Origin of the sequence: Streptomyces sp. NPDC087300, assembly GCF_044744425.1 — a bacterium.
Lineage (GTDB): Bacteria > Actinomycetota > Actinomycetes > Streptomycetales > Streptomycetaceae > Streptomyces.
The window spans coordinates 113,312-139,908 of sequence record NZ_JBIUYI010000014.1 but is presented as its reverse complement, the minus strand read 5'-3'; the positions used below and the strand labels follow the sequence as shown (position 1 = coordinate 139,908).

Annotated in this window: 8 protein-coding genes (1 of these 8 cut by a window edge); 4 read left to right on the top strand and 4 right to left on the bottom strand. The window is 72.7% G+C overall.

What is annotated here, in order from left to right; all coding sequences use genetic code 11:
• Positions 1-219 precede the first annotated feature (219 nt).
• Positions 220-1,965, bottom strand: a complete 1,746-nt coding sequence (locus ACIO9J_RS39780; RefSeq protein ID WP_402010146.1) for a BTAD domain-containing putative transcriptional regulator — start codon at positions 1,963-1,965, stop codon at positions 220-222.
• Between the two features lie 837 nt (positions 1,966-2,802).
• Between ACIO9J_RS39780 and ACIO9J_RS39775 the strand changes: the two genes are divergently transcribed.
• Both ACIO9J_RS39775 and ACIO9J_RS39770 read left to right on the top strand, forming a co-directional pair.
• Complete coding sequence (locus ACIO9J_RS39775; protein ID WP_402010144.1) at positions 2,803-4,395, top strand: sensor histidine kinase; 1,593 nt, start codon at positions 2,803-2,805, stop codon at positions 4,393-4,395.
• A gap of 86 nt (positions 4,396-4,481) precedes the next feature.
• Complete coding sequence (locus ACIO9J_RS39770) at positions 4,482-5,147, top strand: response regulator (protein WP_402010142.1); 666 nt, start codon at positions 4,482-4,484, stop codon at positions 5,145-5,147.
• A gap of 152 nt (positions 5,148-5,299) precedes the next feature.
• Here ACIO9J_RS39770 and ACIO9J_RS39765 read toward each other — a convergent pair whose 3' ends face one another.
• The 3 genes from ACIO9J_RS39765 to hppD are packed head-to-tail and all read right to left on the bottom strand — an operon-like array spanning position 5,300 to position 8,879.
• Entirely contained in the window at positions 5,300-6,646 is a 1,347-nt protein-coding gene (locus ACIO9J_RS39765; RefSeq protein WP_402010140.1) for a PLP-dependent aminotransferase family protein, read from the bottom strand.
• Positions 6,646-7,800 (bottom strand): alpha-hydroxy acid oxidase, encoded by a 1,155-nt coding sequence (locus ACIO9J_RS39760; RefSeq protein ID WP_402010138.1) that lies wholly within the window; start codon positions 7,798-7,800, stop codon positions 6,646-6,648. Before ACIO9J_RS39760 ends, ACIO9J_RS39765 begins: the two co-directional genes overlap by 1 nt.
• On the bottom strand, positions 7,797-8,879 hold the full coding sequence (hppD, locus tag ACIO9J_RS39755) for a 4-hydroxyphenylpyruvate dioxygenase (protein ID WP_402010136.1): 1,083 nt from the start codon (positions 8,877-8,879) through the stop codon (positions 7,797-7,799). Before hppD ends, ACIO9J_RS39760 begins: the two co-directional genes overlap by 4 nt.
• Positions 8,880-9,193: 314 nt before the next feature.
• On the opposite strand from hppD, the gene ACIO9J_RS39750 reads away from it, so the two are divergent.
• Both ACIO9J_RS39750 and ACIO9J_RS39745 read left to right on the top strand, forming a co-directional pair.
• The gene (locus ACIO9J_RS39750; protein WP_402010134.1) at positions 9,194-9,460 is read left to right on the top strand and encodes an acyl carrier protein; all 267 of its coding nucleotides are present in this window, start codon (positions 9,194-9,196) and stop codon (positions 9,458-9,460) included.
• Positions 9,461-9,599: 139 nt separating this feature from the next.
• Positions 9,600-26,597: the 5' portion of a non-ribosomal peptide synthase/polyketide synthase gene (locus ACIO9J_RS39745; protein WP_402010132.1), read on the top strand. 4,947 nt of this gene lie beyond the right edge of the window; 16,998 of the gene's 21,945 nt are visible here — the first part of the coding sequence; the start codon lies at positions 9,600-9,602; its stop codon lies off the right edge, out of view.

Genomic DNA, 26,597 nt, shown 5'->3' with positions numbered 1-26,597 from the left:
TGCCAACGCTCCGCGTTGCCGCCCTCCTCCGCCTTGCGATCGCACGCACCAGACCCCGCTCCCTGATCCGGCCTGATCCAAACGAAAGACCCTAGACGTACGGATCGAGCGCCGTGAAGACGTGCTGAGCGGTTCGGGCCGGGGCTCCGTGGACGGGCCCCGGCCTGTGCGTCGTGCGGCGTACGACGGCCGGGAGCGGCGTACGCCGAGGTGCCGGTGTCAGCCGGCCGCGCGCGCGTGGAAGCGCAGGAGTTCCTTCCAGCGGTAGCGGAAGCCGCCCCACGCGTCACGCCCCACGACCTCCAGGAGGTGGGCGTCCACCAGCCGTTCGATCAGGTCCTCCGCCTCGGCCGACGTCGTGGAGAGCGTCTTGGCGCCGGTGGTGAGGTCGAACTCCGGGGTGTCGATCGAACCGAGCCGGTGGTAGGCGGCGGCCACCCGGGTGCTCAGGTTCTGGAAGCAGCGGTCGAACCTGCTGCGCAGCGAGTTCTCCCCGTGGCTGAGCTCGGCGAGCCGCTGCTCGGGGTCGCGCAGCCGGGCCACCAGGTCGTCGGCCGACCAGTGCTGCCTGCTCTGCAGCCGGATGCCGGCCGCGCGCAGCGCGAGCGGGATGTGGTCGCAGAGCGCGGCGAGCGTGCGCAGGGTCTCCGGGTCCGTGGTCTTGAGGCTGTTGCGGGTGATGGAGCGCAGCATCGACACGGACTCGTCGGACGACAGGGCGCCGAGTCGTACGCGCAGCGTGTCGGAGCTCTCCAGCAGGTCGTTGAGACCGTCCCTGCCGGTGACCAGGACGCCGCACAGGCCGCTGCCGGGCAGCAGAAGCCGCACTTGGGCGAAGGAGACAGCGTTGTCCAACGTGATGAGGACGCGGCGGCCGTCGAGCTTGCTGCGGTAGAGCGCCGCGCACTCCTCGACGCCGACGGGGATGCGGTCGGCGGGTGTGCCGAGCGCCCGCAGGAAGCGGTGCAGGACCTCGCGCGGATGCAGCGGAAGGCCGTTCTCCTGGAGGTCGATGAAGAGCTGGCCGTCCGGGAAGCGGGCGGCGGCCCGGTGCGCCCAGCTCAGCGCGAGGCCCGTCTTGCCGATGCCGGGGCTGCCGGTGATGCAGCCGACGGGCAGCGGCGCGTGCTCGGTGCGGCCGAGCAGCGCCTGGTCGAGCGCGGCCAGTTCGGTGGCGCGGCCGACGAAGCCGTGCACGCCGGGCGGGAGTTGGGCGGGGGTCGACCAGCTGTCGTCCTGCGGGGTGGTGGCGGCCGCGGGAGCGGGCGCGGCCAGGTCGAGTGCCTCGTCCTGGAGGATCAGCTGGTGCAGCTCCTGCAGTTCGGCGCTGAGGCCGATGCCGAGCTCCTCGACGGAGATCTGGCTGCCCTGGCGGAAGGTCTCCAGCGCCTCGGCGCGGCGTCCCGACCGGTACTGGGCCAGCATCAAATAGGCACGCATCCGGTCGCGCAGGGGCCTGGCCTGCACGAGCGCGGTCAATTCCCCCAGGAGCGCGTCGTGTTCACCCAACTCAAGGCGCAGCGCCATCTGTCGTTCGATGGCGTGCATGCGCTCCTCGTCCAGGCGCATCACCTCCACTTCGGCGAAGTTCGACGTGACGTCGCTCAGCGCGGGGCCGCGCCAGAGTCCGAGCGCGTCCCGCATCAGGTCGGCCGCCTCCGCGAGCCGGCCGCGGCGGGCCTGCTCCTCGCCCGCGCGCACCAGGCGCGCGAAGGTGACGGTGTCGAGGGTGTGGGAGTCGGAGCGGAACACGTAGCCGGGGGTGACGGTGGCGATCACCGTCTGCTCGCAGCCCGCGGCGCGGAACACCTTGCGCAGCGCGGCCACGCAGATGGCCACCTGGGTGCGTCCGGTGCTCGGCGGGCTGCCGCTCCACACCTGTTCGATCAGGGAGTCGACGGAGACCACCTGGTCGGGCGAGAGCAGCAGGGCCGCGAGCACGGCCCGCTGCCGCGGCCCGCCCACCGCGATGCTCTCCGACCGTGCGCGGACCTCCAGCGGGCCGAGTATTCGAAACTCGAGGCCCTGCTTGGCCGGCTGTCTTCGCTGACTTGGTACGTAATCGACTGCCGCGCGCTCAGAGCTCTCCGACGTGGGTCGGGGTGGGCAGGGCGAGAAAATCGACTCCATGAAGTTACCCCCAGGTATTACCTTGCGGTATTTATGGCGGCTCGAAGGGAGACTGGTGCATGGCCGCGCGGGGGCGTATGGAGCCCGCGCCGGATTACGAGCGAGTGGGGCACCGCGACAAGGCGCAGTTACCCCTTTGCGTCAGGACAGATTTGACAGGACATAAGGTCCGAGTCTCCGTCGATCGCAGAACCTTCCTCTGGTGCTCGGTCGTCATCACGGCACGGAAGAGTTCCGCCTAGGGAGGGTCTCGATCCCTCCGCCCCCGTAGTTCGAAATCATACGGACTATGGTCGCCCGTCGCAGTCGCCCATCGTCAATAATCGGCCTTACTTTAGTCGAGTGTCCAGCCGCCCCTTTCGCGCCAATTGGCCGGAACTATGCTCAACTGCGCCCGGTTTGGGGCCGTTTGTAGGCCGCATATGCATGCTAAGTGATCAAAGTCTCCGCCCCGGGCGTGTACGGATGAGGTGCGTCACCGGGGTCGCATCGTTCGGCATTTCGCAATAACCCTTAGGAAGGTCTGCCCCCTGACCTTCGTCGTGTACCGGAAAGCGAAGGTCGTGCGGGGCCTACCGGCAGTGCCAAGAGCCCTGTTGACCTTGTAACGTGACGCGGGTGGTGGAAACGGCAAGTGACCCGAGGACCGTCTGGGCGAAGAGCCGGCGGCGGGTGAGCGAATATCTGCATTCGCGAACAGCCGCCGCCGACGCGCTCCTTTTCGTCCTGCTGATGGTGGCGCCCGCGGTCACGATGGCCTTCTCGCGGCAGGGCGCGGTCGAGTCGGCGGTGTCCGTGGCGCTCATCGCCGCGGGTGTCGCGACAAGCAGGCGCGCACCCTTTGTTTCCCTGATGGCCGTCACCGCTTTCGCACCGCTTTACGTTGCGATCGATACGATTCCGCTCGGGATGTCGCCCGCGGTGGCGATGGTCGTACTCGGCTGGCTCGCCGGACACCGCATGCCCGAGGCGCGCCCCGCGACCATCGGATTCGCCGTGGTCGCGCTCCTCGGCCTCGCCCTCGCCGCGGCCTTCGGCAACGTCTGGTCCTGGCCGTTCGTGACGCTGATCGAACTGCTCGCCATCCTGCCCTGGTGGGCCGGGCACTACAGCCGGATGCGGGCCCAGGTTTTCCGCGCGGGCTGGGAGCGCGCCGACCACCTGGAGCGCGAACAGCGGATCATCGCCGAACAGGTCAGGCTCCGCGAACGCGCCCGCATCGCCCAGGACATGCACGACTCGCTCGGCCACGAGCTGAGCCTGCTCGCCCTCCAGGCGGGCGCCCTGGAGATGGCCACCGACCTCACGGAGCGCCACCGCACGGCCGTCGCCCAGCTGCGCTCCACCGCCATCACCGCCACCGAACTGCTGCACGACGTCATCGGGTTGCTGCGCGACGCCACCGACGACGAGCCGGCCCGCCTTGAACCGGCGTCGGAGTCCGTCACGGAGCTGGTGGCGCGCGCCAAGGCCTCCGGGGTGCCGGTCACGCTGCGCAGCGACGGCACGCTCGACGGGCTGCCGCCGATGACCGAACGGGCGGCCTACCGCGTCGTCCAGGAGATGCTGACCAACGCCATGAAGCACGCGCCGGGGATGCCGGTGCGGGTGCATCTTGAGGGCGACCCCGCCGAGCTCGACGTGACCGTCTCCAACGAACTGCCCGCGGACGGCGCGCACAGCGGCCTGCCGAGCGGCGGGCGCGGACTGCTCGGCCTCCAGGAGCGGGTCAGGCTCGCGGGCGGCAAGCTGCGCATCGACTCCTCGGGCGGCGTCTTCTCGGCGACCGCGCGGCTGCCCCGGCACGCCCCGCTCCCCGACGACGCGCTCCCCGATGACGTGAAATCGCCCTCCGGAACGCCGGATTCGGAATCGGCGCACCAACTGCTCAGGGCGAGGCACGGGCTGCGCAGACAGCTGAAGCGGATGGCGATGGTGCCCGTCGTGCTCGCCGTCGGAACCGGCCTCGCGCTGATCGGCGTACGCACCTATACGGTCATGACCACCGCGATCTCGGCCGAGACCTTCGAGCGGATCGAGACCGGCGAGACCCTGGCGGAGCTCGGCGACCAGCTGCCCGAGTCCTCGCTCGACAAACCGTCCGACGGCCGGGCGGAACAGCTTCCCGCGCCGCCCGGCTCGACCTGCCGCTACTACGGCACGAGCCGCAACGTGCTCGACGCCACCCGCGACCTGTTCCGGCTCTGCTTCGATGACGGAGTGCTGGTGGCCAAGGACAGGCTGCAGGCGGTGCCGCAGCGGTGAGAGCCGCCGCACCACAGCCGAACCGCAGCCGCACCACCGGCGTGCACCACAGCCGCACCACAGGCGTACCGAGGAAAGCGGAGACCATGATTCGCGTAATGCTCGCCGACGACGAGGCGATGATCCGGGCCGGAGTCAGTTCGATCCTGTCCGCCGACCCGGACATCGAGGTGATCGCGGAGGCCAGGAACGGCAAGGAGGCCGTCGAGCAGTGCCGGCTGCACCGGCCGGACGTCGCGCTCCTCGACATCCGCATGCCGGAGCTCGACGGGCTCGCCGCCGCCACGCAGATCAAGTCCGCGGTGCCCGGCACCGCCGTGCTGATGCTGACCACCTTCGGCGAGGACGAGTACATCACCCGGGCGCTCAGCGAGGGCGCCAACGGGTTCCTGCTCAAGGCGTCCGACCCGCGCGAACTCATCGCCGCCGTGCACGCGGTGGCCGAGGGCGCGGCCTACCTCTCGCCGCGGGTCGCGCGCCGCGTCATCACCAAGCTCCAGGAGACGGGGCTCACTCCCGCGGGCCCGGCGCGCAGCCGGGTCGCGCTGCTCACCGAGCGGGAGCGGGAGGTGCTCACGCTGCTCGGTTCCGGCATGTCCAACGCGGAGATCGGGCGGCGGATGAACCTCGTCGAGGGCACGGTGAAGAGTTACGTCAGCGCGATCCTGAACCGGCTCGACGTGCGGAATCGGGTGCAGGCGGCGATCCTCGCGTACGAGGCGGGGCTCGTGAGCCGGTCCGGGGGGCGTTGAGCGGGCCCTCGGGGCGGGGGCGGGATCGGGTGCGGCTGCGTCGTGGCTGGGCGCGCCCCAGGCGGCGGAGCCGCAGGCGGGACGGCCCCGCGCCCCTTTGCGGAGTTCCCCGCGCCCCTTGCGCAGTTCCCCGCGCCCCTTAGGGGGCTGGCTCAGCTGGAGAGGTGGCGGATCATCGCTGCCAGGCGTTTGATGCCCTCGTCGACCTGATTGCCTGTCAGATAGCTGCAGGAGAGGCGGATCTGGCGGTCGCCGTCGTGGCCCAGGTGGAAGTAGCGCATCGGCGTCCACAGGACCCCGAACTCGCGGGCCGAGACGTCGAGCGCCGCGTCGTCCGCCTCGAAGGGGACGTCGAGACTGAGGAAGAAGCCGCCGTCCGGATGGTTCCAGGAGACCTGGGAGCGGGGCCGCTCCGCGCTCGGGAACTCGCGCTCCAGGCCGTCCCTGATCCGGCCCATCATCTCCTGGTAGTGCTCGGCCGCCACGGCGTTCGCCGCGCGCAGGCCGCCGTCGCCCGCGAGGAGCATCGCGCCGATCACCGCCTGCGAGACGCTCGGCGTATTGACCGTGATCATGCTCTTGATCTTGGCGAGTTCCGCCGCGAGCAGTCCGTCGGCGGCCGGTCCCGCCTCGGTCGTCAGGCCGGTGACCCGCTGGTCCGCCACCACGTAGCCGACGCGGGCGCCGGGGAAGGCGCTCTTGGCGAACGAGCCGAGGTAGACGACCTGTTGACGGTCGTCGAGGGACTTCAGGGTCGGCAGACGCCGGCTGCTGAAGAGCCCGTACGGATTGTCCTCCAGGAGCAGCAGGTCCAGGCGGCGTGCCGTCTCCAGGAGTGCCTCGCGGTCGGCGCGCTCCATGCTGACGCCGGTCGGGTTGGAGCAGTCGGGCACCACGTACAGGGCGCGCACCCGCTTGCCCCGCGCGGTCAGTTCCGTGACGGTGCGCTCCAGTGCGGCGAGGTCCACGCCCGTGCCGGTGCCGGGCACCGCCACCACGGGGATCTCCAGGAGCCGGGCCGCGCCGGTGACGCCCACGTAGCAGGGGTTGTCGACCAGGATCACGTCGTCGGGGTCGCGGCACAGCGCACGGAGGACGAGCAGGACGGCCTCCTGGCAGCCGACGGTCACCACGACCGACTCCGGGGGCACGTCGATGTCCTCGTCCACCCGCAGCATCCGGGCGACGAGCTCGCGGATCTGGCCGGCGGTGTGGCCGTACTGGAACAGCGCGGTACGGACCTCGTCCTCGCTGTTCCCGGCGGCCCGCAAATGGTCGATGTACGCCTGGACCAGGCGCGGGATCTCGTCCGCGGCGAAGAACCCCTCGTAGGGGCGGCCCGGCGCGAACGACACCGCGTCCGGGTAGCGGTACGTGATCTCGTTCAGGAACGTCATGGTCGTCAGGACCGGGCTGGTGACGCTGGCGTGCAGCGCCCCCGCGTCCAGCACCACGGCGGACGTGCCGGGGGCCGGGTCCCCGGCGGCGGTAGGGGCCATCAGCGCTGCTCCTTCGGGAGGTACGGAAGGTCCAGATGCCGCAGGTGCATCGCGCGCGGCGCGAGGACCGAGACGTCGACGGCGTCGACCGTGGCGCGTCCGGTGAGCGCCATGGTGTCGGCGAGTTCCCGCATCAGGAGTGAGAGTACGGCGTGTGCGCCCGCCGCGCCGTCCACCGCGAGGCCGTGCAGCACGGGGCGGCCGACGAGGACGGCGGTGGCGCCGAGCGCGAGCGCCACGACGATGTCCGAGCCGCGCCTGACGCCGCCGTCCAGCAGGACGGGGCAGCGCCCTTCGACGGCGGCCACCACCTCGGGCAGCACCTCCAACGTGGCCGGTGCGCCGTCGAGTTGGCGTCCGCCGTGGTTGGAGACGACGATGCCGGACACCCCGGCGTCCATCGCGGCCCGCGCGTCGGCGCCGCTCAGCACGCCCTTGGCGATGACGGGCAGCCCGCTCCACTCGTGGAGCCGGGCGACCACCGACCAGTCGAGGGCCGGGTGGAAGGCGGTGCGGCTGTGCGCGGCGGGTGACGCCGCGCCGCCCGCCTGTGCGCCGTCGGCCAGGTCGTCGACCAGGTTGGCGGGCACGATGTGGGGCGGCACCTGGAAGCCGTTGCGCAGATCGCGCAGGCGCCGCCCCATGAAGGGGGTGTCGACCGTGACGACGAGGGCCTCGTAGCCGGTTGCGGCGGCGCGCCGCGCGAGCGAGCGCGTCACCTCCTCGTCCCGGAAGCAGTACAGCTGCAGCCACAGGGGAGCGCTCGCGGCGCGCGCGACCCGTTCCAGGGCCTGGCTCGCGAAGGTGGAGACCACCAGCGGCAGCCCGAGCGCGCCCGCCGCGCCCGCCGTGCCGATCTCGCCGTCGCCGTGCGCCAGTTCGTGGTACGCGACGGGGGCCACGCCGAGCGGCGCGGCCCACCGGCTGCCGAGGACCTCGACGTGGGTGTCGGGCTCGGTGAAGCCGGGGAGGGCCTTGGGGCGCAGGGACACCGTGTCGAACACCGCCTCGTTGGCCGCGAGGGTCCGCTCCCTGCCCGCGCCGCCCGCGATGAAGTCCCAGACGTCCTTGGGGAGTTCGCGCCGGGCGAGCGCGGCGTAGTCGTCCAGGCTCAGCGGTGGTGCGCCGTGCGCCGTGGCTGCGGGGCCGGTCACCGGTTCGCCGTCTCCCGGGTGCGCTCGACCGCCTCGTACAGCGCCTTGATGTTGGAACTGCCGAAGCCCTGGGCGCCGTTGCGCTGGATGAGCTCGTAGAAGACCGTGCGGCGCTCGTAGGGCGAGCGGGTGAAGATCTGCAGCAGGTGGCCCCACTCGTCGCGGTCGACGAGCACGTTGGTCTCGCGCAGGTCGGCGATGTGCTCCTCCAGGTCCCCGACGCGCTCGCGGATCACGTCGTAGTACGTGGCGGGGGTGTTGAGGAACTCCACGCCGCGCCCGCCCAGTTCGCGCACCGAGCCGATGATGTCCTCGACGAGGAAGGCCAGGTGCTGTACGCCGGCCCCGGCGTGCGCGGCGAGGAACTGGTCGATCTGGCCCGGGTTGCGGGTCGGGTCGGGCTCGATGAGCGTGAAGGTGATGCCGCCCGACTCGTTGCGCACCACCTTGGAGTCCATGGCCTGGTCGCCGACGAGGATGTACTCCTCGGAGAAGTAGTGCAGGTCGAAGGCCTGGTTGTAGAAGTCGACGGTCCGCTTGAGGGTGTCGACGGGCAGGCAGGCGGCGATGTGGTCGACGCCGCCGAGGACGGTGGCGGCCGACGGTGCGTCGCCGGGCACGTCCAGGACGTTCCAGCGGCGGTCGGGCGGCAGCGTGCCCGCGGGCGACGCGGCCTCCTGGACGAGGGTGTGGCGCAGGTCGCCGAAGCCCGAGACGACCGCGAAGCGGTCCTCGCGCGCCGGGTCAGCGGCCGCGGCGGGCTCGCGCAGCGCGGCGGCGCCCGCGCGGGTGGCCCGCGCGTAGTCCTGGTCGAGGTCCTCGCAGACGAACGCGAGGTCGGCGAAGGAGTCGCCGTGCGCGTCGAGGTAGCGGGAGACCTCGCCCGTGTCGCCGACCGGTGCGGTGACGACGAGGGTGACGGCGCCGTTGCGCAGCGCCCACGAACGGCGGTCCGCCGTGCCGGTCTCAGGACCCGCGGTGGCGATCGGCTGGAAGCCGAAGCGGTCGGTGAAATAGCTGATCGCCGCGTCCTCGCGCGCGGTGTACAGCTCCGAGTAGGCAATGGTGGTCGGTGACATACCAGCTCCAAGCGGATGGCTTACCCAGTGCGAATTCCTGGCATGGAGGGCGGTAATCCATGCGCCTTTTCAAGGATCCCGCTAATGCCCCTGGAGGCTACTTTACGAGCTTGGTTTATACCCTCGTTATTGAAGCCATATTAAGGCTCTGACCTGCGAGTATGTCCCGCTCGCGAATAATCTTGACGGTCTCTTCGAGCGGCTGCTACCGTCTCGCTCGAATCCAATTATTGTGCATCCTGAAGACTGTCGGGGAACTATATCGACAGGTTCTATCGCAGGATGTATCGGGTTGTCGACACAGGGGGGTCACCATGCGTCCGATTTCTGCTGAGCATTCTGTTGAATCCATTACGGCCTGGCTGACCGAGCGGTTCGCCGGGTACGCGCGGCGTGCCGTCGAGGACATCGACCCGCAGCGTCCGTTCGCCGACTACGGCCTCGACTCGGTGGGCGCCATGTCGCTCGCCGTCGACATCGAGGACCACTTCGGCGTCGAGATCGACGCCGAGGAGATGTGGAACCACCCCTCGCCCGCGGCCCTGGGCGAGCTGCTCACCGGCAAGCTCGCCGGGACCTGAGCGATCCACAGGTCCGGCCGCGGCGCCTGAGCGCCCCACAGGTCCGGCCCCGGCGCCCGCGCGCCCCACAGATCCAGCCCCGGCGGCACAGAACAGCCTTTTGAGGAATGCGAGGAGACAGGTGTCCGACGTTGCAGCCATGCGACACGATTTGTCCGGCGCTCAGCTGGGGGTATGGCTGGCGCAACAGCTGGAGCCCGCCAGCTCCCGCTACAACGTCGGCGTCTGCCTGGAGATCGAAGGGCCGGTCGACACCGAGCGCTTCCCCGAAGCGGTGCGCCTGGTCGCCGCCGAGACCGAATCGCTGCGCGTCCGGTTCGACACCGACGCCGAAGGGCCCTTCCAGGTCCTCACGCCGGACTGCGAGATCCCCTGCCACGTCCTGGACATGACGGACGAGCAGGACCCGCGCGCGGCCGCCGAGGCCTGGATGCGGCACGACCTCACCACCCCGCTCGACCTGCGCAGCGCACCGCTGTTCACGCACGCCCTGATCGCCACGGGCCGGGACCGCTTCGTCTGCTACATCCGCTACCACCACATCCTGCTCGACGGCTTCGGCCTGATGCTCTACGTGCGCCGCCTCGCCGCCGTCTACTCCGCGCTCGTCGCGGGCGAGGAGTACCCGCCGAGCACCTTCGGCGCCCTGGAGCACCTGGTCGGCGAGGACGCCGCCTACCGCGAGTCGGCCGCCTTCGCCGCCGACCGCGACTTCTGGCTGGAGCAGTTCGCCGACGCCGGTGAGCCCGCCACGCTCGCCGGACGCTCCGCGCCCGCCGCGCCCACCGCGCTGCGCGGCAGCGTGCCGCTCTCCGAGGAGCGCACCGACGGACTGACCCGCGCCGCGGCCGCCACCGGCGGCCCCCGCTCGGCGCTCCTGATCGCCGCCATGGCCGCCTATGTGCACCGCATGACGGCCGCCGAGGACATCGTCCTCGCGCTGCCCGTCAGCGCGCGGGCCGGACGCACCGCCCTGTCCACGCCCGGCATGCTCGCCAACGAACTGCCGCTGCGCCTGCGCGTGGAGTCCGGCACGAGCTTCGCCGACCTGGTGGCCCAGGTCTCCCGCGAGGTCGGCCAGGTGCTCAAGCACCACCGCTACCGAGGCGAGGACCTGCACCGCGATCTCGGCCTGTCCGGCGGCGAGTCGGGCCTGGTCGGGCCGATGGTCGACATCCTGTCCTATGTGCGCATCCCGTCGTTCGCGGGCAGCGAGGCCACCATCCGCCCGCTCTCCGGCGGCCGCGTGCGCGACCTGATCGTCACCGTCTACGGCGACCCGCACGGCGGCATGCGCGTCGACTTCGAGGCCAACCCGCGGCTCTACACGCAGGACGAGACGCACGCCCACCAGGAGCGCTTCCTGCGGCTGCTCGGCGCCCTCACCGAGGACCCGGCGCGCCCCGTCTCCGAGCCCGAACTCCTCGCCCCCGGCGAGCGCGACGACGTCCTCGGCACCTGGAACGACACCGCCCACGAGGTGTCCGCCGCCACCCTGCCCGAGCTCTTCGAGTGGCAGGCCGCGCGCACCCCGGGCCGGGCCGCCCTCACCTTCGAGGACACCACCCTCACGTACGCCGAGCTCGACGCCCGCGCCACCCGGCTCGCCCGGCACCTGACGCTGCGCGGCGCGGGCCCCGAGCGGTTCGTCGCCGTCGCCGTGCCGCGCTCCCTCGACCTCGTCGTCAGCCTGCTCGCCGTCCTCAAGACGGGCGCCGCCTATCTGCCGGTCGACCCGGACTACCCGGCCGACCGCATCGCGTACATGCTCGACGACGCCTCGCCCGCGCTGCTGCTCACCAGCGCCGACGTCGCGGAGCGGCTGCCGGAGACCGAGGGCGTGCCGCACCTCGTGCTCGGCGACGACGTCCCCGGCGACCGCGCCGCCGATGGCCAGCCCGCGGCCACCGCGGCCCGCGCCTGCCCGCGCGACCTGCGCCACCCCGCGTACGTCATCTACACCTCGGGTTCGACGGGCCGGCCCAAGGGCACCGTCGTCTCGCACGGCGCCATCGTGAACCGGCTGCACTGGATGCAGGACACCTACGGCCTCGACGAGACCGACCGCGTGCTCCAGAAGACGCCGTCCGGCTTCGACGTGTCGGTGTGGGAGTTCTTCTGGCCGCTGATCGTCGGCGCCACCCTCGTCGTGGCCCGCCCCGACGGGCACCGCGACCCGGTCTACCTCGCCGAGCTGATCCGCCGCGAGCGCGTCACCACGCTGCACTTCGTGCCGTCCATGCTGCACGCCTTCCTGCGCGCCAACCCGGTGCCCGAACGGGGCGCGCTGCGCCGCGTCTTCTGCAGCGGCGAGGCGCTGCCGCGCGAACTGCTCGCCGAGTTCCAGACCACCTGGAACGTGCCGCTGCACAACCTCTACGGCCCCACCGAGGCCGCCGTCGACGTCACCTACTGGAACGGCTCCGACGAGCCCGCCCACGGGCCCGTGCCGATCGGCCGCCCGGTGTGGAACACCCGCTGCTACGTCCTGGACGCAGCCCTGCGCCCGGTGCCGCCGGGCGTCCCCGGCGAGCTCTACCTTGCGGGCGTCCAGCTCGCCCGCGGCTATCTCGGCCGCAGCGCGCTGACCGCCGAACGCTTCGTCGCCGACCCCTTCTCGACGGGCGGCGCACGCCTCTACCGCACCGGCGACCTGGCCCGCTGGAACGCCGACGGCACGCTCGGCTACCTCGGCCGCACCGACCACCAGGTCAAGCTGCGCGGCTTCCGCATCGAGCTCGGCGAGATCGAGTCCCGGCTCGCCAAGGAGCCCGAGGTCGCGCACGCCACGGTCCTGGTCCGCGAGGACCGCCCAGGCGACCAGCGCCTGGTCGCCTACCTGGTCGCCGCGCCCGGCACGGACCCCGACACCGAGCGCATCGCCCTCGCCCTCACCGGCGACCTGCCCGCGCACATGGTGCCGTCCGCGTTCGTCGTCATCGACACGCTGCCGCTGACCGCCAACGGCAAGCTGGACCGCAAGGCGCTGCCCGCGCCCGAGTACGGCCCGCAGGGGGCCGGGCGCGGCCCGCGCACCCCCCGCGAAGAGGTGCTGTGCCAGCTGTTCGCCGACGCCCTCGGCCTCGACCGGGTCGGCATCGACGACAGCTTCTTCGACCTCGGCGGCCACTCGCTGCTCGCCACCCGGCTCAGCAGCCACATCCGCGAGGCCCTCGGCTTCGACGTGCCGATCCGCCAGCTCTTCGACACGCCGACCATCGCCGGGCTCTCCGCGGCCCTGGACCGGGCGGGCACCGCGCGCGCCCGGCTCACCGCGGGCGAGCGGCCCGAGCGTCTCCCGCTCTCGCCCGCCCAGCAGCGCCTGTGGTTCCTGCACCGCCTCGAAGGCCCATCGGCGACGTACAACATGCCCGCCGTGCTCCGCCTGACCGGCGAACTCGACGCGGCCGCCCTCCGGTCGGCGCTCGGCGACGTCGTCGCCCGCCACGAGACGCTGCGCACGGTCTTCGCCGAGGACGAGTCCGGCGCCCACCAGAAGGTGCTCCCCGCCGAGGCGGCCAAGCCCGTGCTCGTCACCGAGCGCACCGACGCGGAGCTCGTCGACGAACGCGTCGAGCGGGCCGCCCGCCACACCTTCGACCTCACCTCCGAAATCCCGCTGCGTACCTGGCTGTTCGAGACCGGGGAGCAGGAGCACGTGCTGTTGCTCCTGCTGCATCACATCGCGGGTGACGGCTGGTCGATGGGTCCGCTGGCCCGTGATCTCGCCACCGCCTACACCGCGCGGCTGGCCGGTGGCGAGCCCGGCTGGGACGCGCTGCCCGTGCAGTACGCGGACTACGCGCTGTGGCAGCACGACATGCTCGGCGACGAGAGCGACGCCGACAGCCCCCTTTCCCGCCAGCTCGGCTACTGGCGCGAGCACCTCGCCGACCTGCCCGAGCAGCTGCGCCTGCCCACCGACAGACCCCGGCCCGACTCGCCCACCCAGCGCGCCGGTTCGGTTTCCTTCACCGTCGCGCCCGCACTGCACGGCGCCGTCGCCGACCTCGCGCGCGCCACCCACTCCAGCGTCTTCATGGTCACCCAGGCCGCCCTCGCGACCCTGCTGCACCGGCTCGGCGCGGGTGACGACATCCCGATCGGCACGCCGATCGCGGGCCGCACCGACAAGGCGCTCGACGACCTCGTCGGGTTCTTCATCAACAGCCTGGTGCTGCGCACCGACACCGGCGGCAACCCGACCTTCCGCGAGCTCCTGCACCAGGTGCGCGGGCGTGACCTGGCCGCCTACAGCCACCAGGACCTGCCCTTCGAGCGACTCGTCGAGGCCCTCAACCCGACCCGCTCGGCAGGCCACCACCCGCTGTTCCAGACCCTGTTGACCTTCGACTCGACGCGGCACGACGCGGCCGAGGGACTCACCGGCATGCCCGGACTCGACGTCACCGTCGAGCAGGCCGCCGCGGCGAGCGCCAAGTTCGACCTGTCCTTCTCCTTCGACGAGCGCACCGACGACGAGGGCCGCCCCGCCGGGCTCGGCGGACTCCTGGAGTACAGCGCCGACCTGTTCGACCGGCACACCGTGGAGACGCTCGTCGAGCGCCTGCTGCGCGTCCTCGCCGCCGTCGCCGCCGACCCGGAACTGCGCATCGGCGCCGTCGACATCCTCGACGCCGCCGAGCGCGACCAGGTCCTGCCCCGCCTCGCGGGCCCGGCCCGGCACACCCGCCCCGGCACCCTCGTCGACCTCTTCGAGGCACAGGCCCGCCGCACCCCCGGGCGCGCCGCGCTGACCTTCGACGGCGCCTCCCTCACGTACGCCGAGATCAACGCCCGCGCCAACCGGCTCGCCAGGCTGCTCGCCGGGCGCGGCATCGGCCCCGGCTCCGTCGTCGCGCTCGCGCTGCCCCGCTCCGCCGAGCTCGTCGTGGCGCTGCTCGCCGTCGTCAAGTCCGGTGCCGCCTATCTGCCGCTCGACCCGGACTACCCGGCCGACCGCATCGCCTACATGATCGAGGACGCCGCCCCCGCGGCCGTCCTCACCGACACCGCGACGGCCGGGACGCTGCCGGTGCGCGGCGCCGCGGAGTTCACCGTCGACGCCCCCGAGGCCGCCGGGCTCGACGCGCACGACCTGGCCCCGCACGAGCGGACCAGGGCCGTCCACCCGCTGGACACGGCGTACGTCATCTACACCTCGGGATCGACGGGCCGGCCCAAGGGCGTCCTCGTCCCGCACCAGAACGTGACGCGGCTCTTCTCCGCCACCGAGCACTGGTTCGGGTTCGACGAGAACGACGTGTGGACGCTCTTCCACTCCTACGCCTTCGACTTCTCGGTGTGGGAGCTGTGGGGCGCGCTGCTGCACGGCGGCCGGCTCGTCGTCGTGCCGCACCGCGTCAGCCGTGACCCCGGCGCCTTCCGCGCGCTGCTCGCCGACGAGGGCGTCACCGTCCTCAACCAGACGCCGTCCGCCTTCCACCAGCTCGCCGCGGCCGACCGCGAGGCCCCCGAAGGCGCCGAACTCGCCCTGCGCTACGTCGTGTTCGGCGGCGAGGCGCTCGACGTCACCCGGCTCACGGACTGGTACGCGCGGCACGCCGACGACGCGCCCGTCCTGGTGAACATGTACGGCATCACCGAGACGACCGTGCACGTCACCCATCTCGCCCTGGACCGCGCCGCGGTGACCGGCCCCGCGGGCCGCATCGGCACCGGCATCCCCGACCTCAGGGTGTACGTCCTCGACGCCCACCTCCAGCCGCTGCCCGCGGGGTCCGTCGGTGAGATGTACGTCGCGGGCGCCGGTGTCGCACGCGGCTACCTGGGCCGTCCGGGGCTGAGCGCCGAGCGGTTCGTCGCCGACCCGTTCGCGGCCGGCTACGGCGAGCACGGGACCCGCATGTACCGCACGGGCGACCTCGCGCGCCTCGGCGCCGACGGCGTCCTGGAGTACGCGGGCCGCGCCGACCAGCAGGTCAAGCTGCGCGGCTTCCGCATCGAACTCGGCGAGATCGAGGCGGCGTTCGCCGCGCACCCCGACGTCGCCGACGCCACCGTGCTGGTCCGCGAGGACAGCCCCGGCGACCAGCGCCTGGTCGCCTACGCCGTCCCCCGCACCGGCACGGCCACGCCCGCCGGCCTGCGCGAACACGCGGCCGCCGCGCTGCCCTCGCACATGGTGCCGTCCGCCGTCGTCCTCCTGGACCGGCTGCCGCTGACCGCCAACGGCAAGCTGGACCGCAAGGCGCTGCCCGCGCCCGAGTACGGCCCGCAGGAGTCGGGGCGCGCCCCGCGCACCCCGCACGAGGAAGCCCTCTGCCGCCTGTTCGCCGACGCCCTCGGCGTCGAGCGGGTCGGCATCGACGACAGCTTCTTCGACCTCGGCGGCCACTCGCTGCTCGCCACCCGTCTGGTCGGCCGGGTCCGTTCGGTGCTGGGCGCCGAACTCCCCGTACGCCAGCTCTTCGACACCCCCACCGTGGCCGGTCTCGCCGCCGCGCTCGGCGAGGCGGGCACCGCGCGGGCGGCGCTCACCGCTGGCACCAGGCCCGAGCGGCTCCCGCTCTCGCACTCCCAGCGCCGGCTGTGGTTCCTCAACCGCCTCGAAGGCCCCTCGGCGACGTACAACATCCCGGCGGCCCTGCGCCTGTCCGGCGCACTCGACGTGTCCGCCCTCCGGTCGGCGCTCGGCGACGTCGTCGCCCGGCACGAGAGCCTGCGCACCGTCTTCGCCGACGACGCGGAGGGACCGCACCAGGTGGTCCTGGACGCGGCCGCCGAAGCGGCCCGCCCCGAACTGACCCTCGTCCGCACGGACGAGGCGGGCCTCGAAGCGGAAGTGGCCGCCGCCGCGCGCCACATCATCGACCTCACCTCCGAAATCCCGCTGCGCTCCTGGCTGTTCGAGACCGGCGAGCAGGAGCACGTGCTGCTGCTTCTGCTGCATCACATCGCGGGTGACGGCTGGTCGATGGGTCCGCTGGCCCGTGATCTCGCCACCGCCTACACCGCGCGGCTGGCCGGTGGCGAGCCCGGCTGGGACGCGCTGCCGGTGCAGTACGCGGACTACGCGCTGTGGCAGCACGACATGCTCGGCGACGAGGCCGACGCCGACAGCGCCCTCGCCCGCCAGCTGGACTACTGGCGCGAGCACCTCGCCGACCTGCCCGAACAGCTGCGCCTGCCCACCGACAGGCCCCGCCCCGCGCAGGCCACCCAGGACGGCGACACCCTCTCCTTCACCGTCCCCGCCGCGCTGCACGCCCGCCTGGACGCGCTGGCCGCCGAGACCCGCTCCAGCGTCTTCATGGTCACCCAGGCCGCGCTCGCCGCCGTCTTCTCGCGGCTCGGCGCGGGCGACGACATCCCGATCGGCTCGCCCATCGCGGGCCGCACCGACAGCGCCCTCGACGACCTCGTCGGGTTCTTCATCAACAGCCTGGTGCTGCGCACCGACACCAGCGGCGAGCCGACGTTCCGCGAGCTCGTGGACCGCGTCCGCACCACCGACCTGGCCGCCTACACCCACCAGGACCTGCCCTTCGAGCGGCTCGTGGAGGTGCTCAACCCGGTCCGCTCGCTCAACAGGCACCCGCTGTTCCAGGTGTGGCTGACCGTCCACGACACCCAGCGCGACGCGCTCGCCGCCCTCGGCGCGCTGCCCGGCATCACCGTCGCCACCCACCAGGTGGACCAGGGCAGTGCCCGCTTCGACCTCGCCTTCGAGCTGAAGCAGCACCGCACCGAGGACGGCACGGCCGCCGGGCTCGAAGGAACCGTCGAGTACAGCACCGACCTCTTCGACGCCGCCACCGTCCGCTCCCTCGTCGACCGCCTGGTGCGCTTCCTGGACGCCGCCACCGCCGCGCCCGACGGGCCCGTCGGCGCCGTCGAACTGCTCGGCGCCGACGAGCGCGAGCGGCTGCTCGTGGCGTGGAACCGGACCGTGGCGCCCACCGGCCCCACGGCAGGACCGACCGTCCCCGAGCTGTTCGAACTGGTCGCGGCCGCGCACGCCGACAGGCCCGCGATCGTCGACGACGAGGTCACCCTCACGTACGCCGAACTCGACGCACGCGCCAACCGGCTCGCGCGCCTCCTCCTCGCACGCGGCGCGGGCCCCGAGCGGTTCGTCGCCGTCGCGCTGCCCCGCTCCGCCGACCTGGTCGTCGGCGCGCTCGCCGCGCTGAAGGCGGGCGCGGGCTATCTGCCCGTCGACCCCGACCAGCCCGACGACCGCATCGCCTATCTGCTCACCGACGCGCGGCCCGCCGTCCTGGTCACCACCGCGGAGACCGCGGCCAGGCTGCCCGACGCGCACTGCGCGAGCGTCCTGCTCGACGAGGCCGCGACGGCCGCCGGGCTCGCCGCGCGGTCCGCCGACGCCCTCACCGACGCCGAACGCGGCGCCCCGCTGCGGCCCGACAGCGCCGCGTACATGATCTACACCTCGGGAACGACCGGACGTCCCAAGGGCGTCGTCGTCTCCCACGCGGGCGTGCCCCACCTGACGGCGACCCACGTCGACAGCGTCGGCGTCACGCCGGAGAGCCGCGTCCTGCACAACCTGGCACCCGCCTTCGACGGCGCGTTCTGGGAGGTGTGCATGGGCCTGCTCACCGGCGCTGCCCTCGTCGTCGTCCCGTCCTCCGTCGCCCCGGGGGCCGACCTCGCCGCGTACGCGCGCCGCCACGGAGCCACCCACGCCACGATCCCGCCCGCCGTCCTCGCCCTCGTCCCCGAAGGCGCGCTGCCCGAGCGGATGACGCTCGTCGTCGCCGCCGAGGCCTGCTCGCCGGAGCTCGTGGAGCGCTGGTCGGCGGGGCGCGTGATGCTCAACGCGTACGGCCCGACCGAGACCACCGTCTGCGCCACCATCAGCGCGCCCCTCGCCGGCCGCGCCGTGCCGCCGATCGGCCGCCCCATCGCCGCCACCCAGGTGTACGTACTCGACGAGCGCCTGCGGCCCGTACCGCCCGGCGTCCCCGGCGAACTCTGCGTCGCCGGCGCGGGCCTGGCCCGCGGCTACTTCGACCGGCCCGCGCTCACCTCGGAACGCTTCGTCGCCAACCCCTTCGGCACGCCGGGCGAACGCATGTACCGCACCGGGGACCTGGTGCGCTGGCGCGCCGACGGCACGCTCGAATACCTCGGCCGCGCCGACAACCAGGTCAAGATCCACGGCCTGCGCGTCGAGCTCAGCGAGATCGACACCGTCCTCGAAGGCCACCCCGCCGTCGCCCAGGCCGCCGTCCTGGTCCGCGAGGACCGGCCCGGCGACAAGCGCCTCGTCGGCTACGTGACGCCCGGCGCCACCACGCCAGAACCGGCCGGACTCCGCGCCCACCTGCGCGACGTGCTGCCCGAGTACATGGTCCCCGTCGCCCTCGTCGTCCTCGACGCGCTGCCGCTGACCTCCACCGGCAAGCTCGACAAGAAGGCCCTGCCCGCCCCGGACTTCCAGGCGGACGCGGGCACCGGCGAGCGCGGTCCCCAGGGCCGCACCGAGGAGGTGCTCTGCGCGCTCTTCGCCGACATCCTCGGACTCGACAGGATCGGCGTCGACGACGGGTTCTTCGACCTCGGCGGCGACAGCATCCTCTCCATCCAGCTGATCAGCCGGGCCCGCGCCGAGGACATCAGGCTCACCGTGCGCGACGTCTTCGAACGCCAGACGGTCGCCGCGCTCGCGCAGTCCGTCGAGGAGGCCCTCGCGGCCGCCGCCACCGAGGAGAGCACGGACACCGCACCGGCCGGGGAGACCGCCACGTCCGGCACCGGCACGGCCGACGCCGAGCGCCCCGTGCGGTGGACGCCGATGATGCGCTGGTTCGCCGAACTCGGCGCGCCCGTCGCCCCGTTCAACCAGTCCGTGGCCGTCCAGGTCCCGGCGGGCGCGGAGCTCGACGCGCTGACGGACGCCGTCCAGGCCGTCGTCGACCACCACGACACGCTGCGGATGCGCACCGGCGCCGTACCCGGCGACGTGGAGATCACGGCCGCGGGCACGGTCCGGGCCGAGGACCTCCTGCGCCGCTTCGACGCCACCGGTCTCGAAGGCGCCGCACTCGAAGAAGCCGTCCGCCGCGAGGCGCGGCGGGAACGTGCGCTCCTCGACCCCGCCGAGGGCCGGATGCTGCGCGCGGTCTGGTTCGACCGGGGCGCGCGGGACGGCCTGCTCGCGCTGGTCGCCCACCACTTCGCCGTCGACGGCGTCTCCTGGCGCATCCTGCTCCAGGACCTCGCCGAGGCCTACGAGGCCGCCGAACACGGCAGCTACACGATCCTCGCCGACGTCGGAACGCCGTGGTCCCGGTGGGCCCGCGCACAGTCCGACGACACCACCGACACCGACGCCGAACTCGCTTACTGGCAGGCCGTCGTGGCCGGCGCCGACGACCGCGGCACCCCGCGGCTCGACCCCGCCCGCGACACCCAGGAGAACGCGGGACGCATCGCACTCAGCCTGCCCGCGGACCTCACCCGCGACCTGCTGACCCGGGTGCCCGGCGCCCTGCACACCGGCATCTCCGACGTCCTGCTCGCCGCCTTCGGCGGGGCGATCGGCGACTGGCGGCGCTCGCGCGGACTGCGCGGCGGCCCCGTCCTGGTCGACGTCGAACAGCACGGCCGCGACGACGCCCACGGCGCCGACCTCACCCGCACCCTCGGCTGGTTCACCGCGCTCTACCCGCTGCGCCTGCCCACCGGCACCACGGAACGCGGCCACGGCACGCTCGGCGACCTGGTGCGGGACGTCAAGGAGTGCACCCGCGCCGTGCCAGGACAGGGCGCCGGCTACGGCCGACTCCGCTACGCCCAGGGGGCGTTGGCCGACCACACGGCCCCCGAGTTCCTCTTCAACTACCTGGGCCGCGTCACCGGATCCGGCGAGGGGGAGGCCTGGGGCGTCGCCCTGCGCGACGTCGCGGGCACCGACCCCGCGATGCCCCTCGACCACCCCGTCGCGCTGAACGCCGCCACCGAGGACGGCGCGGACGGGCCGTGCCTGCGCGTGGAGTGGACGTACGCCACGGGCCTGTACGCCGAGGACGACGTCAGGAGCCTCGCCGACGGCTGGTTCCGCAGGCTCGAAGAGCTCGTCACCTACGCGGGCCGCCCCGAGGCCGGCGCGCTCGTGCCCTCCGACGTCACCCTGCCCGGCCTCACCCGGGCCGACATCGACCACCTGGAGCAGGCCGCCGCGGCCCCGCTCGCCGACGTCCTGCCGCTCACCCCGCTCCAGGAGGGCTTCGTCTTCCTGAACCTCGCGGACGACACCGCACTCGACGTGTACGTCGGCCAGATCGTCCTCGACCTCGACGGCGAGGTCGACGCGGAAGGCCTGCGCACGGCCGCGCGACAGCTCCTCGACCGGCACCCCAACCTGCGCGCTGGCTTCCACCAGCGCGCCGACGGCGCCTGGGTCCAGGTCGTCCCGCGCACCACCGAAGTGCCGTGGCGCTACGCCGACTTGACCGACACCGCCGACACGGAGACGGCCGACCGGATCGCCGAGGAGGACCGCTGGGCCGAATTCGACCTGGCCCGCCCGCCGCTGCTCCGCTTCACCCTGATCAAGCTCGGCGACACACGCCACCGCCTGGTCATGACGAACCATCACATCCTGTTCGACGGCTGGTCCCTGCCCGTCGTCTTCCGTGACCTGCTCACCCTGTACGCGCGCCGCGACGGCACCGGGAAGATCCGCGCGCTGCCCAAGCCGCGCGACTTCCGCGACCACCTCGGCTGGCTCGCCCGCCAGGACAAGGACGCCGCCCGCACCGCGTGGACGCGCTCGCTCGGCGACCTCGACGCGGGCTCGCTCCTCGCCCCCGACGCGGGTCCCGTCGTCACGGCCCCCGGCCAGGTCCCCTTCCAGGCGGGCCGCGAACTCAGCGAGGGCCTCACCACGTTCGCCCGCGCGCACGGCCTCACCGTCAACACGGTGGTGCAGGGCGCCTGGGCCCTGGTCCTCGCCCAGCTGACCGGCGCCTCCGAGGCCGTCTTCGGCGTCACCGTCTCCGGCCGCCCCGCCGAACTCCCCGGCGTGGAGAGCATGGTCGGCCTGTTCATCAACACCGTGCCGCGCCGGGCGCACATCGACCCGGCCGAGCCGGTCGGCCAGTACCTGCGCCGCCTCCAGGAGGAGCAGACCCGCCTCCTCGACCACCAGTGGGTCGGGCTGGCCGAGGTGCAGAACTGGGCCGGATCCACCGGCCTGTTCGACACCGCGATGGTCTTCGAGAACTACCCGCTCGACGGCGACGCCCTGGACGAGACCCTGAACGCCGCGGGCCTCGCCATCGCCGGCATCCAGACAGCCGACAGCACGCACTTCGCCCTCAACCTCGTCGCCGACCTGCGCGATTCGGAACTCAACGTCCGCTTCGACCACCGCTCCGACGTCCTCGCGGAGGAGCAGGTCCGCGAGATCGCGGAACGCTTCGGCCGGGTTCTGGCAGCGTTCGTCGCGGACGCGGAGGTGCCGGTGGGCCGGATCGGCCTGCTGGGCGAGGCGGAGCGCGAGCGGATGCTCGTGGAGTGGAACGGTGTGACGGGCGGCGAGGTGTCGTCGGTGTCGCTGCCGGAGCTGGTGGCGGCACGGGCGCAGGCCACGCCGGACGCGGTGGCCGTGAGCGACGAGAACTCCGCGCTCACGTACGGGGAGTTGGTGGATCGCGCGGACCGTCTCGCGCGGCACCTGGTCTCGCGGGGCGTGGGTGCCGAGCGGTTCGTGGCGGTGGCGATGCCTCGTGGTGTCGACGCGGTCGTCGCGCTGCTCGGTGTGCTGCGGGCCGGTGGGGCGTACGTTCCGGTGGATCCGGAGTATCCGGTGGAGCGGATCGCGTACATGCTGGAGGATGCGGCGCCGGTGCTGGTGCTGGCCTCCGGTGAGGTGGCCCAGAAGCTGCCCGCGACGCAGGTTCCGGTCGTCGTACTCGATGGTCTCGAACTGCCGGACGCGAGCGCGGAGCTGAAGGCTCCCGCTCCTGGTGATCCCGCGTACGTCATCTACACCTCAGGTTCGACCGGCCGCCCCAAGGGTGTCGTGGTCGAACACCGTGCCGTGGCGGCGTACTTGGCGCACGCGGGCGCGGCCCACCCTGACGCCTCGGGTTCGACCGTGCTGCACTCGCCGCTGTCCTTCGACCTGACGGTGACCGCGCTGTGGACTCCGCTGACGGTCGGCGGTCACGTCCACCTCACGGCTCTCGACGAGGGTGACGTGGCGGCCCGTCCGCAGCCTTCGCTGATGAAGGTCACGCCGAGCCACCTGCCCCTGCTCCAGGAGCTGCCGGAGACGGTGAGCCCCAGTGGCACGCTGATCATCGGTGGCGAGCAGCTGACCGGCGAGGCGCTGGCGGCCTGGCGTGAGCGTCACCCGTCCGTCCGAGTCATCAACGCCTACGGTCCCACCGAATCCACCGTCAACTGCGCCCAGTTCGAGATCGAGCCGGGCCAGCAGGTTGCCGGAGGCCCGGTGCCGATCGGGCGGCCCTTCGGGCATCTGCGGATGTACGTCCTGGATGGCGCGCTGCGGCCCGCTCCGGTGGGTGTCGCGGGTGAGCTCTATCTCGCGGGCCCGCAGTTGGCGCGCGGATACTGGGGCAGGGCCGCGCTGACGGCCGAGCGTTTCACCGCCGATCCGTACGGCGGTCCGGGCGCCCGCATGTACCGCTCCGGTGACCTCGCCCGCTGGAACGGCGAAGGTCAGCTCGAATACGTCGGGCGTACCGACCACCAGGTCAAGCTGCGCGGTCACCGCATCGAACTCGGCGAGATCGAGTCCGCCGTGCTCGCGCACCCCGCCGTGGCCCAGGCCGCCCTCGTGCTGCGCGAGGACGAGCCCGGTGACCAGCGCCTGGTCGCGTACGTCGTGCCGGCCGACGGGGTCGACCTCGCGGCCGCCGACGTGCAGACGCGGCTGCGCGACGGGCTCCCGGACTACATGGTGCCGTCGGCGGTCGTCGTGCTCGACGCGCTGCCGCTGACCGTGAACGGCAAGCTGGACCGGGCCGCCCTGCCCGCGCCCGCCTACGCCGACCGCCCGGCGGGCAGCCGTGGTCCGCGTACGCCGCAGGAGGAGATCCTCTGCACCCTGTTCGCCGAGGTCCTCGGTCTCGACCGGGTCGGCATCGACGACGACTTCTTCACCCTCGGCGGGCATTCCCTGCTCGCCACGCGTCTGGTCAGCCGGATCCGGCAGGGCCTCGACGCCGAGGTCTCCATCCGGCAGGTCTTCGACAAGCCGACCGTGGCCGCGCTGGCCGAGGCCCTGACGGCGGCGGGCCGGGCGCGGTCCCCGCTGGCCCCGCAGGTGCGCCCCGAGCGGCTCCCGCTGTCGTACGCCCAGCGCAGCATGTGGCTCCTGCACAAGCTGGAGCCCGAGTCGACGGCGTACAACATCCCGACCACCCTGCGGATGACCGGTGACCTGGACACCGGGGCGCTGCGCGCGGCGCTCGCGGACGTCGTGGCCCGGCACGAGAGCCTGCGCACCGTCTACGCGGAGGACAAGGAGGGCGACCACCAGATCGTCCTGCCCGCCGACGAGGCGCGGCCCGCCCTGCCGGTCGTGGCATGCGGACGGGAGCAGCTGGCCGACCGGATCGCGGAAGCGACCCGGTACGTCTTCGACCTGTCCGCCGAACTCCCGCTGCGCGCCACCCTGTTCGAGGTCGCGCACGACGAGCACGTGCTCCTCCTGCTCGTCCACCACATCGCCAGCGACGCCTGGTCGCGCGTCCCGCTTGCCCGTGACCTGACCACCGCCTACACGGCACGCGCGGGCGGCTCGGCCCCCGAGTTCGCGCCGCTGCCCGTGAGTTACGCGGACTACGCCCTGTGGCAGCGCGACGCGCTCGGCGGCGTGGACGACGCGGACAGCGTGCTGGCCCGCCAGCAGGACTACTGGGCCGCACAACTCTCCGGCCTTCCCGAGGAGTTGCAGCTTCCCGCCGACCGGCCGCGGCCCGCCGTCGGTGGCTACCGGGGTGACCGAACCGTCTTCACCGTGCCCGGTGACGTGCACCGGAGGCTCGGTGCGCTGGCCCGCGAGACCGGCAGCAGCGTCTTCATGGTCGTGCAGGCCGCGCTCGCCGCGCTGCTCAACAGGATCGGCGCGGGCGACGACATCCCGGTCGGCACGCCCGTCGCCGGACGCACCGACAGCGCGCTGGACGACCTCGTCGGCTACTTCATCAACACCCTGGTGCTGCGCACCGACGCGAGTGGCGACCCGACGTTCCGGGAACTCCTGGACCGGGTGCGCCGCACCGACCTGGAGGCGTACGCCCACCAGGACCTGCCCTTCGAGCAGTTGGCGGAGATCGTCAACCCCGTCCGCACGCCGGGCAGGCATCCGCTCGTGCAGGTGACCCTCAACGTCACCCACGTCGACGCGGGCTCCGTCGCCCGGCTGCCCGGACTCGACGTGACCTTCGAGCACGCCGAGGTGACGGGCGCCAAGTTCGACCTCGCCTTCAGCCTCGCCGAGGAGCGCACGGAGGAGGGCGAGCCCGTCGGCATGATGGGCGCGCTCGACTACCGCACGGAACTCTTCGACGCCGCGACGGCCGACGAACTCGCCCAGCGCCTGCTGCGCGTGCTGACCGACGCCGTGACCCACCCGGACCGGCCGCTCAGCCGCATCGACCTGCTGGGCGCGGCGGACCGCGAACGCGTCCTCGTGGAGTGGAACGGCGCCACCGGCGGCGAACCGCCCACGCTGACCCTGCCGGAGCGGGTCTCCGCGCGGGCGCGGGTGTCGCCGGACGCGGTGGCCGTGAGCGACGAGAACTCCTCTGTGACATATGGGGAGTTGGTGGGGCGTGCGGATCGTCTCGCGCGGTATCTGGCCGCTCAGGGTGCGGGTGCCGAGCGGTTCGTGGCGGTGGCGATGCCTCGTGGTGTCGACGCGGTCGTCGCGCTGCTCGGTGTGCTGCGGGCCGGTGCGGCGTACGTTCCGGTGGATCCGGAGTATCCGGTGGAGCGGATCGCGTACATGCTGGAGGATGCGGCGCCGGTGCTGGTGCTTGCTTCCGATGAGGTGGCCCAGAAGCTGCCCGCGACGCAGGTTCCGGTCGTCGTGCTCGATGGTCTCGAACTGCCGGACGCGACAGGTGAGTTGACGTCTCCCGCTCCCGGTGATCCCGCGTACGTCATCTACACCTCGGGCTCGACCGGCCGCCCCAAGGGTGTCGTGGTCGAACACCGTGCCGTGGCGGCCTACTTGGCGCACGCGGGTGCGGCCTACCCGGACGCCTCGGGCGCCACCGTCCTGCACTCGCCGCTCTCCTTTGACCTGACCGTGACCGCGCTGTGGACCCCGCTGACGGTCGGCGGTCACGTCCACCTCACCGCCCTCGACGAGGGTGATGTCGCGGCCCGTCCGCAGCCCACCCTCATGAAGGTGACCCCAAGTCACCTGCCTCTGCTCCAGGAACTGCCGGACACGGCGAGCCCCAGTGGCACGCTGATCATCGGCGGCGAGCAGTTGACCGGCGAGGCTCTGACGGCCTGGCGTGAGCGTCACCCGTCGGTCCGTGTCATCAACGCCTACGGTCCCACCGAATCCACCGTCAACTGCGCCCAGTTCGAGATCGAGCCGGGCCAGGAGATCGGCGCCGGTCCCGTCCCGATCGGGCGGCCCTTCGGGCATCTGCGGATGTACGTCCTTGACGCCTCCCTCCAGCCCGTACCGCCTTCTGTGGCAGGCGAGTTGTACCTCGCCGGTCCGCAGTTGGCGCGCGGGTACTGGGGTCGGGCCGGTCTCACGGCCGAGCGGTTCACCGCCGATCCGTACGGTGCGCCGGGTGCGCGCATGTACCGCTCCGGTGACCTCGCCCGCTGGAACAGGGACGGTCAGCTCCAGTACCTCGGCCGCACCGACCACCAGGTCAAGCTGCGCGGTCACCGCATCGAACTCGGTGAGATCGAGTCCGCCGTGCTCGCGCAGCAGGGAGTGGCGCGGGCCGCCGTCGTGGTGCGCGAGGACAAGCCGGGGGACCAGCTGCTCGTCGCGTACGTCGTGCCGGCCGGTGCGGGCGGTCTCGTGGCCGCCGACGTGCAGGAGGGGCTGCGCGCCGGGCTGCCCGACTACATGGTGCCCGCGGCGGTCGTCGTGCTCGACGCGCTGCCGCTCACCGTGAACGGCAAGCTCGACCGG